The 12,890-nt window shown below is 62.9% G+C and carries 12 protein-coding genes; 9 read left to right on the forward strand and 3 right to left on the reverse strand.

Features of this window, described 5'->3' with window-relative positions; genetic code table 11:
• Positions 1 to 13: 13 nt before the first annotated feature.
• Positions 14 to 1,843, reverse strand: coding sequence for a DUF885 family protein (locus ASD07_RS13995; RefSeq protein ID WP_055930985.1), 1,830 nt, complete (start codon positions 1,841 to 1,843; stop codon positions 14 to 16).
• Positions 1,844 to 1,995: 152 nt separating this feature from the next.
• Here ASD07_RS13995 and ASD07_RS14000 point away from each other — a divergent pair, with 152 nt between their 5' ends.
• A complete protein-coding gene (locus ASD07_RS14000) occupies positions 1,996 to 4,230 on the forward strand; it encodes a TonB-dependent receptor domain-containing protein (RefSeq protein ID WP_055930988.1) in 2,235 nt (744 codons plus the stop codon).
• Positions 4,231 to 4,243: 13 nt separating this feature from the next.
• Positions 4,244 to 5,374 carry a hemin-degrading factor gene (locus ASD07_RS14005; protein WP_055930991.1) on the forward strand — a complete coding sequence of 377 codons (1,131 nt, stop codon included), beginning with the start codon at positions 4,244 to 4,246 and terminating at the stop codon, positions 5,372 to 5,374.
• Positions 5,375 to 5,439: 65 nt separating this feature from the next.
• Here ASD07_RS14005 and hslO read toward each other — a convergent pair whose 3' ends face one another.
• Positions 5,440 to 6,387 (reverse strand): Hsp33 family molecular chaperone HslO, encoded by a 948-nt coding sequence (hslO, locus tag ASD07_RS14010; protein ID WP_055930997.1) that lies wholly within the window; start codon positions 6,385 to 6,387, stop codon positions 5,440 to 5,442.
• A 5-nt stretch (positions 6,388 to 6,392) separates the two neighbouring features.
• Positions 6,393 to 6,917 carry a gamma carbonic anhydrase family protein gene (locus ASD07_RS14015; RefSeq protein ID WP_055931000.1) on the reverse strand — a complete coding sequence of 175 codons (525 nt, stop codon included), beginning with the start codon at positions 6,915 to 6,917 and terminating at the stop codon, positions 6,393 to 6,395.
• 103 nt (positions 6,918 to 7,020) lie between these two features.
• Here ASD07_RS14015 and ASD07_RS14020 point away from each other — a divergent pair, with 103 nt between their 5' ends.
• The 7 genes from ASD07_RS14020 to ASD07_RS14050 all read left to right on the forward strand — a co-directional run bounded on the left by ASD07_RS14020 (position 7,021) and on the right by ASD07_RS14050 (position 12,836).
• Positions 7,021 to 7,896, forward strand: a complete 876-nt coding sequence (locus ASD07_RS14020; protein ID WP_055931012.1) for an alpha/beta fold hydrolase — start codon at positions 7,021 to 7,023, stop codon at positions 7,894 to 7,896.
• Positions 7,897 to 7,938: 42 nt separating this feature from the next.
• On the forward strand, positions 7,939 to 8,772 hold the full coding sequence (locus ASD07_RS14025) for a 3',5'-nucleoside bisphosphate phosphatase (protein ID WP_055931017.1): 834 nt from the start codon (positions 7,939 to 7,941) through the stop codon (positions 8,770 to 8,772).
• A gap of 69 nt (positions 8,773 to 8,841) precedes the next feature.
• Positions 8,842 to 9,711: a protease HtpX gene (gene htpX / locus ASD07_RS14030; RefSeq protein WP_055931020.1), complete on the forward strand. Its 870-nt coding sequence runs from the start codon at positions 8,842 to 8,844 to the stop codon at positions 9,709 to 9,711.
• A gap of 3 nt (positions 9,712 to 9,714) precedes the next feature.
• The gene (locus ASD07_RS14035; RefSeq protein WP_055931022.1) at positions 9,715 to 10,338 is read left to right on the forward strand and encodes an L-threonylcarbamoyladenylate synthase; all 624 of its coding nucleotides are present in this window, start codon (positions 9,715 to 9,717) and stop codon (positions 10,336 to 10,338) included.
• Positions 10,339 to 10,413: 75 nt separating this feature from the next.
• On the forward strand, positions 10,414 to 11,079 hold the full coding sequence (locus ASD07_RS14040; protein WP_055931025.1) for a site-2 protease family protein: 666 nt from the start codon (positions 10,414 to 10,416) through the stop codon (positions 11,077 to 11,079).
• 4 nt (positions 11,080 to 11,083) lie between these two features.
• Positions 11,084 to 12,286 carry a tryptophan--tRNA ligase gene (locus ASD07_RS14045; protein WP_055931028.1) on the forward strand — a complete coding sequence of 401 codons (1,203 nt, stop codon included), beginning with the start codon at positions 11,084 to 11,086 and terminating at the stop codon, positions 12,284 to 12,286.
• A complete protein-coding gene (locus tag ASD07_RS14050; protein WP_055931030.1) occupies positions 12,279 to 12,836 on the forward strand; it encodes a bifunctional 2-polyprenyl-6-hydroxyphenol methylase/3-demethylubiquinol 3-O-methyltransferase UbiG in 558 nt (185 codons plus the stop codon). The genes ASD07_RS14045 and ASD07_RS14050 overlap by 8 nt, the downstream gene beginning before the upstream one ends.
• Positions 12,837 to 12,890 lie beyond the last annotated feature (54 nt).

Genomic DNA, 12,890 nt, shown 5'->3' on the forward strand with positions numbered 1-12,890 from the left:
GATACGCAGATTCTCACTTGGCCTGGGCGCTCCGGGTGCGTGCGATCCAGGCGTTGACGCGCGCTTCCAGCAGCGGCAGAGGCAAGGTGCCGTCGCCCAGCACCACGGCATGGAAGGCCGGGTAGTTGAATTTGTCGCCCAGCTCACGCTGCGCCTTGTCGCGTAGTTCCAGGATTTTCAAGGAGCCGACCTTGTAGCTCAAGGCTTGCGCCGGCCAGACCATGTAGCGCTGGATCTGGTTCTTGGCGCGCGCTTCGGATACACCCTGTTTTTCGACCATGTAGGCGATGGCCTTTTCGCGGCTCCAGCCCAGCGCATGCATGCCGGTGTCGACCACCAGGCGCACTGCGCGCAGCATTTCCGCGTTCAGGTGGCCGTAGTACCATACCGGATCCTCATACAGGCCGAAGTCCTTGCCCAGGGTTTCCGAATACAGCGCCCAGCCTTCGGTGTAGGCGGCATTGTTCTGGTTCTCCGTGCTGAACATGCGGAAGTCGGGCAACGGCATTTCCTTCAGCAGCGCGGCATGGAAGTGGTGGCCCGGCACGCCTTCGTGCAGCAGCAGGCTGGCCATGCCGGTGCGGCTGTAATCTTTTGGATCGTTGACGACAGCCCAGAACACGCCAGGGTGCGAACCGTCGGCCGCGGGCGGGGTGTAATGGTCGGAGGCGGTGGCGCGGGTCAGCTCGGGCTCCAGGTCGACCACCAGTCTGGATTTTGGAACCAGGGTGAAATAGGCCGGCAGCTTGGCCTGCACCGTGTCATAGATCTTGCGGTACTCGGCCAGCACTTCCGCTTCGCTGGTGAAAGGCTTGAACTGCTTCTGGTCGCGCACCCATTGAGGGAAGGCTTGCGCCGGGCCGTCGTAACCCAGCTTGCCCATCAGGGTTTGCATTTGCGCGCTGATGCGGGCCACTTCCTTCAGGCCAAGCTCGTGCACGTCCTGCGGCGTGAGCGGCAGGGTGGTGCTGTCGTTGATGCGGGCCTTGTACCACGCGTCGCCGTTTGGCAGGGCGCTCCAGCCGGTGCTGTCGCGGCTGGCCGGCAGGTATTCCGCTTCCAGGAATTTCACCAGGCGCTCCAGCGCTGGATTGAGTTTCTCGACGGCGGCGCGGTAGTCGCGCGCCAGGCGCTGCTTGTCGTCGTCGCTGAAGCTGGCCGGCATGCGTTTGATCGGCGAGTAGTAGACGCTGGCTTCAGCGGTCGCGCTGCGCAGGGCAGTCATCTGCGGCAGCATCGCTTGCGTGATCGGCTTAGGCTGCACGATGCCTTGCTTGATGCCTTGGCGCATATTGGCGATGGCCTGGTCGACCCACGGCGCCAGCTGGCGCACGCGGCTCAGGTAGTCCTGGTATTGCTTGACCGTGCCCAGTGGCTGCGAGCCGGTGCCGCCGGCGTAATTGGCCAAGGTGCTTGGAATGTTATCGAAGTGGTTCAGCGGCAGCAGGTATTCGGGGAAGGGGGCCAATGCCAGCGCTGCGTCGAGCTCATAGGCCAGAAGGTCCAGCGTCATCTGCTCTTGGTCCGCCAGTTGGACGCGCGGGATCCTGGCGAGGCGCTTTTGCATCTGGCGGTACGTAGCGAACTGCCTGGCGCGCACTGCCGGCGAAATCGCCATGCCGATCTGGTCGTTGTAGCGCGGGTCGCCGTTAGCGGTCGCAAACAGGAGCGGATCGAAACGGGCGCGCGCAACGTGGAAATCATTGGCCAATTGCGCCAATTGGCGGCTGGCCTGGCTGGCTTGCTGTTTTGCGGCCGGTGCTGCCAGGGCCTGGGTGAAAGCGAGTGGGGAGGCCAGCAGGCTGGCGGCAAGGACTGCGGTCGAAAAACGGGAAGGCAGCATTGGGTATCCTGGGCAAAAACAGAAGGCGCCCAGCATACTCCAAATCTCCTGCGCCAGGAGAGAAGCTCTTGCGAATGAGAATTATTCGCATTAAAATGGTATTCCCGTGCCAGCCTTGAGCCAGCAATTGACTGACTCTCGACTGGACCATCATGATTGCAACCGTATTGCGGCCGCAGCGCCTGGCGCTGTTGCTGGCTGCCGCCTTGGGCGCGCACGCCCACGCCGAAGAGGCGGCTCGCCTCGGCGAAATCCTCGTCACCGCCAAGCCTGAAGAAACCAAAACCATCGACACGCGCGAGCTGGATAAGCGCGGCGTGACCGATATGTCGCAGATCGCCCGCTACGAAACGCTGGTTACCGTTCCCTCGGCGCTGAGCGGCGGCGCCAATATCTGGGACGGTGCGGGCAATACCGGTTTCAATATCCGCGGCGTGGAAGGCAACCGCATCGGCCTGGACCTCGATGGCATTGCGCTGCCTGATGCTGCGCCACGGCCGGACAGCTCAACGCTGAACAGCTTCGGCGTCGGGCGCGACTATTTCGATCCCGAGACGTTCCGCGAAGTGCGCATTGGCGCCGGCAGTACGGCGGCCGATAGCGGCAGTGCGGGCCTGGGCGGCAAGGTGTCGTTCGTGACCAAGGCGCCGTCGGATTACGTCAGCGCCGGCAAGCCAACGTACGCCGAGTACAAAGCGGGCTACCACGGCGCCAACCATGCGCGCCTGCACGCCCTGACCGGCGCCGCGCAGTTAGGCAAACTGCAAGCGCTGGCCGTGGCCGTGCATCGCAGCGGAGAACAGGTGGAGAGCGAAGGAAGCGCGGCGCCCAATCCGGACGACTGGAATTCCGACGCCCTGCTGGCCAAGCTGGCGTGGGGGCTGGCGCCCGGGCAGAAGCTGGGCTTCACGTTCGACGCTTTCCGCTCCGAGCACGAACGCGGGTTTGACAACAAGCTGGGCACCGCCTACCCGCAAGGCGCCATGCAGTCTTCCCGCACGCGGCGCAACCGCTTCAGTGTGGAGCATGAACTGGCAGCCGGCCCCTGGCTGGTCGAGAGCCGTGCTTATGTGCAGGACGCGCGAGTCGAGGATCACACCAATGCGGCCTACGTCGTTGGCCCGCAGCGCTACGCGCGCAGCATCGACACCGCATTCCTCAACAAGAGCAAGGGCCTGGCAGCCAGCGCTATACGCCAATTCGGGGCCGACAGCATTGCGTTCGGCGCGACAGTGGAGGACCAGGAATCACGCCGCCCTTGGCGTGAAGACCGCACCGTACTGGCAAGCGGCGCGCACCAGGTCACCAATAAGAACCGCATGGCGGATATGGACACGCTCAAGCTGTCTGCCTTCGTGCGCGGCGAATACGTGTTCCCCCTGGCTGGCTTGCGCGCAACGCTGGCGCCTGGCCTGCGTGCCGAATATCGCAAGCTGGAGCCGAAAAACCTGAAGAACTATGTAATCGCCGTGCCGGGCGCGGCCAAGGAGGTCAAGGAGGGCAGCGACAGTTACCTGTCGCCCAGCCTCGGCCTGACGGTGGCGCTGGCGCCTGACTTCGACGTGTACGGCAAGTTCACGCGCGGCTACCGCATGCCGACAGCCGCCGAGCGTACCGGTACCTATGACTCGTTCAGCTACACCGGCGCCGGCAACGGCTACGCCACGCTGGGCAACCCGAACCTGGGCAAGGAAAGCAGCAATGCATTCGAGCTTGGCTTGCGCGGCCATGCATCGCGCTGGCTGATGGTGAGCGCATCGGCTTTCTATAACCGCTATAAGAACTTCATCGAATACGCGGCGCAGCCGGCCGACCCGGTCAACTTCCCGACCATCACCTTCGGCCTGTTCCGCCCCGAGAACATCGGCAATGCCCGCAGCTGGGGCGGCGAGCTTTCGGCGGTGGCGGACCTGGGCAAGGTCGCCCCCGAGCTGCAAGGCTTCAGCGCCTCGCTGGCAGCCGGCGCCTCGCGCGGCACGCTGCAGAACCAGCGCACCGGCAAGAAGGCCGGCATGAACTCCATCCAGCCTTACAAGGCCACCGCGAGCCTGGCCTGGGACGACCCGCAAAAGCGGGGTGGCGCCGCGCTGACGGCTTTCCATACGCGCGGCAAGCAGGCGGAGCCTGAGGTTGCTGCGGCCCAGGCGCAGCCGGCAGCATATTTCGCCGTGCCCTCCGCCACTGTTGTCGACCTGGCCGGCTACTGGAAGATCGGCAAGCACGCAGAGCTGAACGCCGGCATCTACAACCTGGGCGACAAGAAGTACTGGGATTACGCCGCCGTGCGCACGCTGGCCGCCGGCACCACGGCCATCGCACAGGCCGAGATCGAACGCCAGGCTCGCCCTGGCCGCCACCTGGCAGTCAATTTCAAACTGACGTACTGATAAGGAGAAGAATATGAAGACGAAGAAGATTTATGCATTGCTGGTACTGACTGGCCTCATCGCAATCGCAGCCGGCACCGTGAGCGCAGCGTCGCCGGCCACTTCGCTGGCGGACCGGTGGAATACACTGCGCGCCGAGCAGCCGAAGCTGCAGATCCGCGATGCGGCGCGCACGCTGGGCAGCTCTGAAGCGGAGCTGCTGGCAACAGGTCTCGGCAAGACAGTGACGCGGCTATCGGATGCGGAATACGCGGTGAACGACATCATGATCCGTGCGCTGGACCTGGGCACTGTGCTGGCGCTGACCCGCAATGAAAACGGCGTGCTGGAGCGCACCGGCGTAGCAACCAGGGCCAAGCCGGAATCGTTCACCGACAAGGAGCGCTTGCGCGCGGTGGCTGGCGGCTACCTGGGTGGCGAGATCGACATGCGCTTCCACTTCGCCAACTGGAAGCATGCGTTTGCGGTGGTTCAGCCGGGGCGCGATGGCACGACCAGCCGCAGCCTGCAGTTCTTTGACGCGCAAGGTAAAGCCGCGCACAAAGTCTATGTGAGGAGCGAGGCAGGCGTGGCGGTATTCGACAAGATCGTGGCGGACTTCAAGCATCCGCAGCAGGCGGGCGACCTGAAGATTGTTGCCGCCGCGCCGAAAACACCGGAACTGTCCGACAGCGCAATTGACGTCAAAGAGTTCCAGCTCGCGTGGAAGGAGATGACTGATGTGCACCAGTTCAACCGCATCGTCAGCGAGTTCAAGCTGACCCGCGAGCAGGCGATGCGCCTGGCGCCGCAAGGCGTGGTGCAGAAGACCGGTCCGCAGGCGCTGCGCAAGCTGCTCGATGAGTCGGCGAAGCAGCAGATGCCGATCATGGCCTTCCTGGGGAATGGGGCGGCAACGCAGATTTACAGCGGCAAGATCGCCAAGACGGCTGTCAGCGGCGACTGGTACAACGTGCTGGATCCGGAGTTCAACCTGCACATTCGCGAAAGTGCGTTGAAGAGCGGCTACGTGGTGCAGCGCGCGGGTGTAACGTCGGTCGAGTTCTTCGACAAGGATGGCGAGCTGGTGGTGACGTTCTTCGGCGTGCGCGAGCGCGCAAAACCGCAAACGCAAGCGTGGGTGGATCTGACGCGCAGTCTTTAATTGCAGTTGAGCCCGTGTCACACCATGGGGTGTGACCCCATGGTGTGACACGGGCCGGGCTGTGGTTAGTGCTTGGCTTCGGAACCGTGGATCAGGGCTTCGGCGGGGGCGTCGGTGACGAAGAGCTGGGCGCAGTCGACGGCGTCGTATTCGTAGTGCTTGCCGCAGAAGTCGCAGTTGATGCCCAGCTTGCCTTGTTCGGACAGGGCGTCTTCCACTTCCTGCTGGCCCAGCATCTTGAGCATATTGCCTACCTTCTCGCGCGTGCAGGAGCAGTGGAACGTTGGATGCAGCGGCTCGAACACGCGCAGGGTCTCTTCCCAGAACAGGCGCTTTTGCAGTTCCTCGATGCCGTGCTCCAGCATCTCCGCTTCCTTCAGCGTATCGCCCAGCATGCCCACCCGGGTCCAGGTTTCCTGCGCCACTTCGGCAGCGTGCGCAGTCGCTTCCGCTTTGCCGCCATGCAGCGGCAATTTTTGCAGCAGCAGGCCGCGCGAAACTTCATCGTTGGCTGCCAGCCACAGCTTGGTGTCGAGCTGCTCGGAGCGCAGCATGTAGTGCTCGATCACGGTCGCGACGTCTTCACCGTCCAGCGGCACGATGCCCTGGTAAGGCTGCTGGCCAGGCACCTTCTCGGCTGGGTCCAGCGTGATCACGAAACGTCCTTGGCCCTGTGCGTTGACCAGCGCCTGCAGGCCCGCGTCTTCCGCAATTGCGAATTCCGAATTCATCTTGGCGGTGGCACGTACGCGCAGGTCGGAATCGCATTCCACCACCAGCAGGCGCACCGGGCCGTCGCCATGCAACTGCATGATCAGCGAGCCGTTGAACTTGAGGTTGGCCGACAGCAGCGCGGCCGCCGACACCATTTGTCCCAGCAGGCGTTTGACGGCAACCGGGTAGTGGTGGCGAGCCACGATTTCGCGCCAGGTGGCGGAAATGTCGACCAGCTCACCGCGCACGGCGGCATCTTCGAAAACAAACTTCTGCAGGGTATCCGGGGTGTTCGTCATTGTTTTTATCCAATCTTTTTCAGTTGCGACTTGAACAGCTGGCCACGTTTGACATAGCTGTCGGCGCTGCCCACCAGGCGCGCCACGTCTTCCGCTGTCAGCTGGCGCACTACCTTGGCAGGTACGCCGACGATCAGCGAGTTGTCGGGGAATTCCTTGCCCTCGGTGACCAGGGCGCCGGCGCCGACCAGGCAACCCTTGCCGATCCTGGCGCCGTTCAGGACCACGGCCTGGATGCCGATCAGCGAGCCGTCGCCGATAGTGCAGCCATGCAGCATGGCCTGGTGGCCGATGGTCACATCCTTGCCCACCGTGAGCGGGTAGCCCATGTCGGTGTGCATTACCGTGCCTTCCTGCACATTACTGTTTTCACCAATTGTGATGCGCTCGTTATCGCCGCGGATGGTTGCACCGAACCAGACGGAGCTGTTCGCTTGCAATGTCACCTTGCCGATCAAGGTCGCATTCTCCGCCACGAAAGCGGAAGCATCAATCTCTGGCGCGTGTTCGCCAAGCTGGTAAATTGTCATGGACGGTCCGGTAAGGGGGAGGGGAAGTGGCGCTATTGTACGTCAAGCAGATTTTAGAACGGTCGTGCTATTATTCTGATTCACCCATTTTAAGGCAGGCGCCATGATTCCATCCCGTTCCGAGTTCATCGATGTGCGCGGCAAGCGCACCCACGTGCTGCACTGGGGCCGCGAAGGCGCGCCCAAGGTCTTCATGGTGCATGGCTGGATGGACGTGGGCGCCAGCTTCCAGTTCGTGGTCGATTGCCTGAAGGGCGACTGGCATGTGATCGCCCCGGACTGGCGCGGTTTCGGCCTGACCGAGCGCAATGGCACGGATACTTACTGGTTCCCCGACTATGTGGCCGACCTGGACGCCATCCTGCGCCATTACCAGCCGGAGGGCGAGGTCAACCTGCTGGGCCATAGCATGGGCGGCAATGTTGTCAGTTTGTACGCAGGGGTGCGCCCGGAGCGCATCCGCCGCCTGATCAACCTGGAGGGCTTCGGCCTGAAGGCAACCGTGCCGCAGCAGGCGCCGTCGCGCATGCGCAAGTGGCTGGACGAACTGCTGGTGGAGCCGGAAATGCGCACCTACGATTCGCAGGCTGCCGTCGCCGCCCGCCTGCAAAAGACCAATCCGCGCCTGTCCGACGAGCGGGCCGCGTTCCTTGCCAGCCATTGGTCGGCGCAAAACGCCGATGGCCGCTGGGAGATCCTGGGCGACCCGGTGCATAAGCGTCCGGGGCCTTCGCTATATCGCGTGGAGGAAGTGCTGGCCTGCTGGAAGAAGATCACGGCGCCGGTGCTGTGGGTGGAAGCGGAAGACACCAATATGTGGCTGTGGATGGGCCCCAAGGACGAGGCGCGCGCCGAAATCAATCGCCGCCTGGGCCACCTGGCCAAGGTCACGCCGAAAATGATGCCCGACGCCGGCCATATGCTGCACCACGACCAGCCGGAAATGCTGGCGCAAATGCTGGAGGAATTCCTGGCCTGAGCTTTCAGCGTACAATGAAAGCTTCGCAATATTGCAACCTGTATGCTGAACGTAGATCTCCATTGCCATTCGAACGTGTCCGACGGCGTGCTGCCCCCTGCGGCAGTGGCCGAGCATGCCCACAAGGCGGGTGTGAATGTCTGGGCCCTGACTGACCACGATGAAGTTGGCGGCGTCGCTGCTGCGCGCGCGGCGGCGCAGCTTTACGGTATGCGCTTTGTGCCGGGCGTGGAGATTTCCATTACCTGGGCAAACGAGACGGTGCACATTGTCGGCCTGCAGGTCGATGAGAACAATGCCGGTTTGCTGAAAGGGCTGGAGGATACCCGTTCGGGGCGCGACAACCGTGGCCGCGAAATCGGGCGCCAGCTGGAACTGGCCGGTATTCCGGGCGCCTACGAGGGTGCGCTGGAGTACGTCGACAACCCTTCCCTGATGTCGCGCACGCACTTTGCCCGCTTCCTGGTGGAGCAGGGCGTTTGCGCGTCGGTGTCGGAAGTGTTCCGCAAGTACCTTGCGCCGGGCAAGCCTGGCTTTGTCGAGCATCGCTGGGCATCGTTGCAGGATGCCGTGGGCTGGATTCTCGGCGCTGGCGGGATTGCGGTGATTGCCCATCCGGGGCGCTACAAGTTCACGCCGATGCAGGAAGGCGTGCTGTTCGACGAATTCAAGCAGCTCGGCGGGACGGCGATCGAGGTCGTGACCGGGTCGCATACGCCGGACCAGTATCCGAAGTACGCTAACCTGGCTAACAGCTACGGCTTTTTGGCCTCGCGCGGGACAGATTTCCACGCACCGGGCGAAGCAAGGGTTGATTTCCGCCTGCTGCCGCCATTGCCGGGCAATGTGACGCCGGTCTGGCATGACTGGTTCTGACCGGGGACTTGTAAAACCCTGCTGCCGGCCATAGATTAACGTTCGGTAAAGCTGACCGGAGGCCGCTCTATGAAACGCATCATCCTGTTCATTGCCACCAACCTGGCGGTTGTCGTGGTGCTCTCGATTGTCCTGTCCCTTCTGGGTATCGGACGGCCTGGCTCGGGGACGAGCATGGGCGGCTTGCTGGCGTTTTCCGTGGTAGTCGGCTTTACCGGCTCCATCATTTCGCTGCTGATGTCCAAGCCGATGGCCAAGTGGTCGACCGGAGCGCGCGTGATCGAGCAGCCGCAGAATTCGACCGAGCAGTGGCTGGTTGGCACGGTGCACGCGCTGGCCGACAAGGCTGGTATCGGCCGTCCGGAAGTCGCAGTGTACGAGGGCGACGCCAATGCTTTCGCGACGGGCGCTTTCAAGAACGATGCGCTGGTGGCGGTGTCGAGCGGCTTGCTGCAGTCGATGAACAAGGAAGAGGTCGAGGCTGTGCTGGGCCACGAGGTGGCGCACATCGCCAACGGCGACATGGTGACGTTGACCCTGATCCAGGGCGTGGTGAATACCTTCGTGGTGTTCCTGGCCCGTATCGTCGGTTCGGTGGTCGATGGTATGCTGAACAAGGATGAGGAGCGCCGTGGCCCGGGCATTGGCTACATGGTCACCGTCTTCGTATGCGAACTGCTGTTTGGCCTGATTGCCTCGATGATTGTTGCCTGGTTCTCGCGCCAGCGTGAATTCCGCGCCGACGCGGGCTCGGCGCGCTTGCTGGGCTCCACGGTGCCGATGCAGCATGCCCTGGCGCGCCTTGGCGGCGTGCATCCGGGCGAACTGCCGCAAGGGATGGCGGCATCCGGCATCACCTCGCCGAGTGGCTGGGCGGCGCTGTTCTCCAGCCATCCTCCGATTGAAGAACGCATCGCAGCCTTGCAACAGCTACGTTAAAACATGACCCAATTCTTCCAGGTACACCCGGACAATCCGCAGCTTCGGCTGATCAAGCAGGCGGCGCAGATCATTCATGGCGGCGGCATTGTCGCGCTGCCGACCGATTCCTGCTATGCGCTGGTGTGTCACCTGGACGACAAGGCGGCGGTGGAGAAGCTGCGCCGCATCCGTGGCATCGACGAGAAGCACCATCTGACGCTGCTGTGCCGCGACCTTAGTGAAATCGGCGTCTACGCCCGGGTCGACAACAAGCAATTCCGCCTGCTGAAAGCGACTACGCCGGGGCCGTACACCTTCATCCTGGAAGCGACGCGCTGCGTGCCGCGCCGCCTGTCGCACCCTTCGCGCAAAACCATCGGCCTGCGCGTGCCGCAAAACCCGATCACTGAAATGCTGATGGCCGAACTGGGCCAGCCGCTGCTCGGCACCACCCTGATCCTGCCGGGCGACGAAGAGCCGTTGACCGATCCCGACATCGTGCTGGAGCGCCTGTGCAAGCAGGTCGACCTGGTGATCGACGGCGGCGCCTGCAGCCTTGAACCCACCACCGTGGTGGACCTGACCGGCGACGAGCCGGAACTGGTCCGCGCCGGCCGCGGCGACCCCGCCGCCCTCGGCCTTTGACCCCTTTATTCATCGCACCGCCCGCGCAACAGGCACCCGGCGGGGCGGTCGAAGCCCTCTGATAGAATCCCAGTTATGAACGATTTTGACCAGGTTATCCGCAACATTGCGGTCTACGCGATTCCCGTCCTTTTTGCGATTTCCCTACACGAAGCTGCGCACGGTTACGTTGCCCGCTATTTTGGCGACAACACCGCTGAAAAGCTGGGTCGCCTGAGCCCAAACCCAATGCGGCATATCGACTTGTTCGGCACTATCATTTTGCCGATTCTTCTGTTGCTGTCGCCATTGAACATGGCATTCGGTTACGCCAAGCCGGTGCCGGTCGATTTCAACCGCCTGCGCAATCCGAAGAAGCAGATGGGCTTTGTGGCCGCCGCCGGCCCGGCCGCAAATTTTGCGATGGGACTGGGGTGGATGCTGTTGCTGGTGTTGATGATCAATTTTGGCGTGACGGAGCGCTTCTTCATTGAAGTGTGCCGGGCCGGTGTGATTGCCAATGCCGTCATGTGCGCCTTTAACCTGATCCCTATCCCACCGCTGGATGGCGGCCGTATTGTGACCTCATTGCTGCCTCGCGAGCTTGCGCACAAATTCGCCAGCATCGAGCGCCTGGGACCGTTCATCTTCATCGGCATTATCCTGCTGCTGAACACTGGTCCATTCCGCGCCATGGTCGGTGCTCTGGTGGGGATTGTGATGACCCTGATCGAACTGCCATTCCGACCATTCCTGAGCTGACACCATGTACCCTGACCGCGTCGTCTCCGGCATGCGCCCGACGGGCAGCATGCACCTTGGCCACTACCACGGCGCCCTGAAGAACTGGATCAGGATGCAGTCCGAGCAGCCTTGCCTGTTCTTCGTGGCCGACTGGCACGCGCTGACCACGCATTACGACGACCCGTCCATCATCGAGAAATCGACCTGGGACATGCTGGTGGACTGGCTGGCGGCCGGCATCGACCCAACCCAGGCCACGCTGTTCATCCAGTCGAAAATCCCGGAGCACGCCGAGCTGCACCTGCTGCTGTCGATGGCCACCCCGCTGGGCTGGCTGGAACGGGTGCCGACCTACAAGGACCAGATCGACAACCTGGCCAACAAGGACCTGCAGACCTACGGCTTCCTCGGCTACCCGCTGCTGCAGGCGGCCGACGTACTGATTTACCGCGCCAGCGAAGTGCCGGTGGGCGACGACCAGGTGCCGCATGTGGAAATGATGCGCGAGATCGCGCGCCGCTTTAACCACCTGTACGGCAAAGAGAAGGGCTTCGAGGAAAAGGCGCAGGATGCCGTCAAGAAGCTGGGCAGCAAACGCGCCAGGCTGTATCACGAACTGCGCACCGCCTACCAGCAGGAAGGCGACGATGCTGCACTGGAGCAGGCCAAGGCCATGCTGGATGATGCGCAGAACCTGTCGATGATCGACCGCGAGCGCCTGTTCGGCTACCTGGAAGGTGCACGCAAGCTGATCCTGGTCGAGCCGCAAGCCAGGCTGACCGAGGCCTCGCGCCTGCCGGGCCTCGATGGCCGCAAAATGTCGAAGAGCTACGGCAACGCGATTGCCCTGCGCGAAGACAAGGAATCGGTCACCAGGAAGGTACGCACCATGCCGACCGACCCGGCGCGCGTGCGCCGCACCGATGCCGGCGAACCGGAACGCTGCCCGGTCTGGCAATTCCACGTGGTGTATTCGGACGGCCCGACCCAGGAATGGGTGCAGAAGGGTTGCAGGTCGGCCGGCATCGGCTGCATCGAGTGCAAGCAGCCGGTGATTGACGCCATCGTCAAGGAGCAGGAGCCGATGCACGAGCGCGCGCAACCTTACCTGGACGACCCGTCCCTGGTGCGCGCCATCGTGGCGGATGGTAATGAAGCAGCGCGCAGGCTGGCGCAGGAAACCATGCGCGATGTGCGCGAAGCAATGGGAATGAGTTATGGCTGATGTTTTGACCCCACCCTCGGCCTGGGTGGAACGTTTTGCCCCGCTGGTACCAAACGGGGAAGTGCTGGACCTGGCTTGCGGCAGCGGGCGCCATTCGCGCCACCTGGTCGCGCTGGGCCATGCCGTGGTAGCGGTGGACCGCGACGCCGACGCGCTGGCTGCGGCTGCCGGCGCCGGTATTGTCACCAGCCAGATCGACCTGGAAGAGGAGGGCGCCTGCTGGCCCTTCGGTCCGGCGCGCTTTGCCGGCATCGTCGTCACCAACTACCTGCATCGCCCCTTGCTGGCGGACATGCTGGGCAGCCTGGCGCCGAACGGCATGCTGATTTATGAAACCTTCGCCGACGGCAACGCCGCCTTCGGCAAACCATCCAATCCGGCCTTTTTGTTGCAGCCGGGAGAATTGCTGGAATTGGCTAGAATGCATGGGCTGCGTGTCATCGCATTCGAGGATGGCGTCGTTAATACGCCGAAACCGGCCATGGTGCAGAGGATTTGCGCCGTCAAAGGAGAGTTTCCAAGGGAGGCGGCGCTGTTGCCGTCATTTTGAGCGACCAAAATGCACCACGGGTGCAGGGTATGCTCTACAATCGTCGTTTTAATT

This window comes from Duganella sp. Root336D2, assembly GCF_001425005.1.
Classification (GTDB): Bacteria; Pseudomonadota; Gammaproteobacteria; order Burkholderiales; family Burkholderiaceae_D; genus Rugamonas.

Excerpts from the sequence above, each read along its gene's own strand:
- ASD07_RS14040 (WP_055931025.1), top strand. The coding sequence starts at position 10,414 with ATGAACGATTTTGACCAGGTTATCCGCAACATTGCGGTCTACGCGATT.
- ASD07_RS14005 (WP_055930991.1), top strand. The coding sequence starts at position 4,244 with ATGAAGACGAAGAAGATTTATGCATTGCTGGTACTGACTGGCCTCATC.
- ASD07_RS14050 (WP_055931030.1), top strand. The coding sequence starts at position 12,279 with ATGGCTGATGTTTTGACCCCACCCTCGGCCTGGGTGGAACGTTTTGCC.
- ASD07_RS14025 (WP_055931017.1), top strand. The coding sequence starts at position 7,939 with ATGCTGAACGTAGATCTCCATTGCCATTCGAACGTGTCCGACGGCGTG.
- htpX (WP_055931020.1), top strand. The coding sequence starts at position 8,842 with ATGAAACGCATCATCCTGTTCATTGCCACCAACCTGGCGGTTGTCGTG.
- ASD07_RS14000 (WP_055930988.1), top strand. The coding sequence starts at position 1,996 with ATGATTGCAACCGTATTGCGGCCGCAGCGCCTGGCGCTGTTGCTGGCT.
- ASD07_RS14035 (WP_055931022.1), top strand. The coding sequence starts at position 9,715 with ATGACCCAATTCTTCCAGGTACACCCGGACAATCCGCAGCTTCGGCTG.
- ASD07_RS14020 (WP_055931012.1), top strand. The coding sequence starts at position 7,021 with ATGATTCCATCCCGTTCCGAGTTCATCGATGTGCGCGGCAAGCGCACC.
- ASD07_RS14045 (WP_055931028.1), top strand. The coding sequence starts at position 11,084 with ATGTACCCTGACCGCGTCGTCTCCGGCATGCGCCCGACGGGCAGCATG.
- ASD07_RS14015 (WP_055931000.1), bottom strand. The coding sequence starts at position 6,917 with ATGACAATTTACCAGCTTGGCGAACACGCGCCAGAGATTGATGCTTCC.
- hslO (WP_055930997.1), bottom strand. The coding sequence starts at position 6,387 with ATGACGAACACCCCGGATACCCTGCAGAAGTTTGTTTTCGAAGATGCC.
- ASD07_RS13995 (WP_055930985.1), bottom strand. The coding sequence starts at position 1,843 with ATGCTGCCTTCCCGTTTTTCGACCGCAGTCCTTGCCGCCAGCCTGCTG.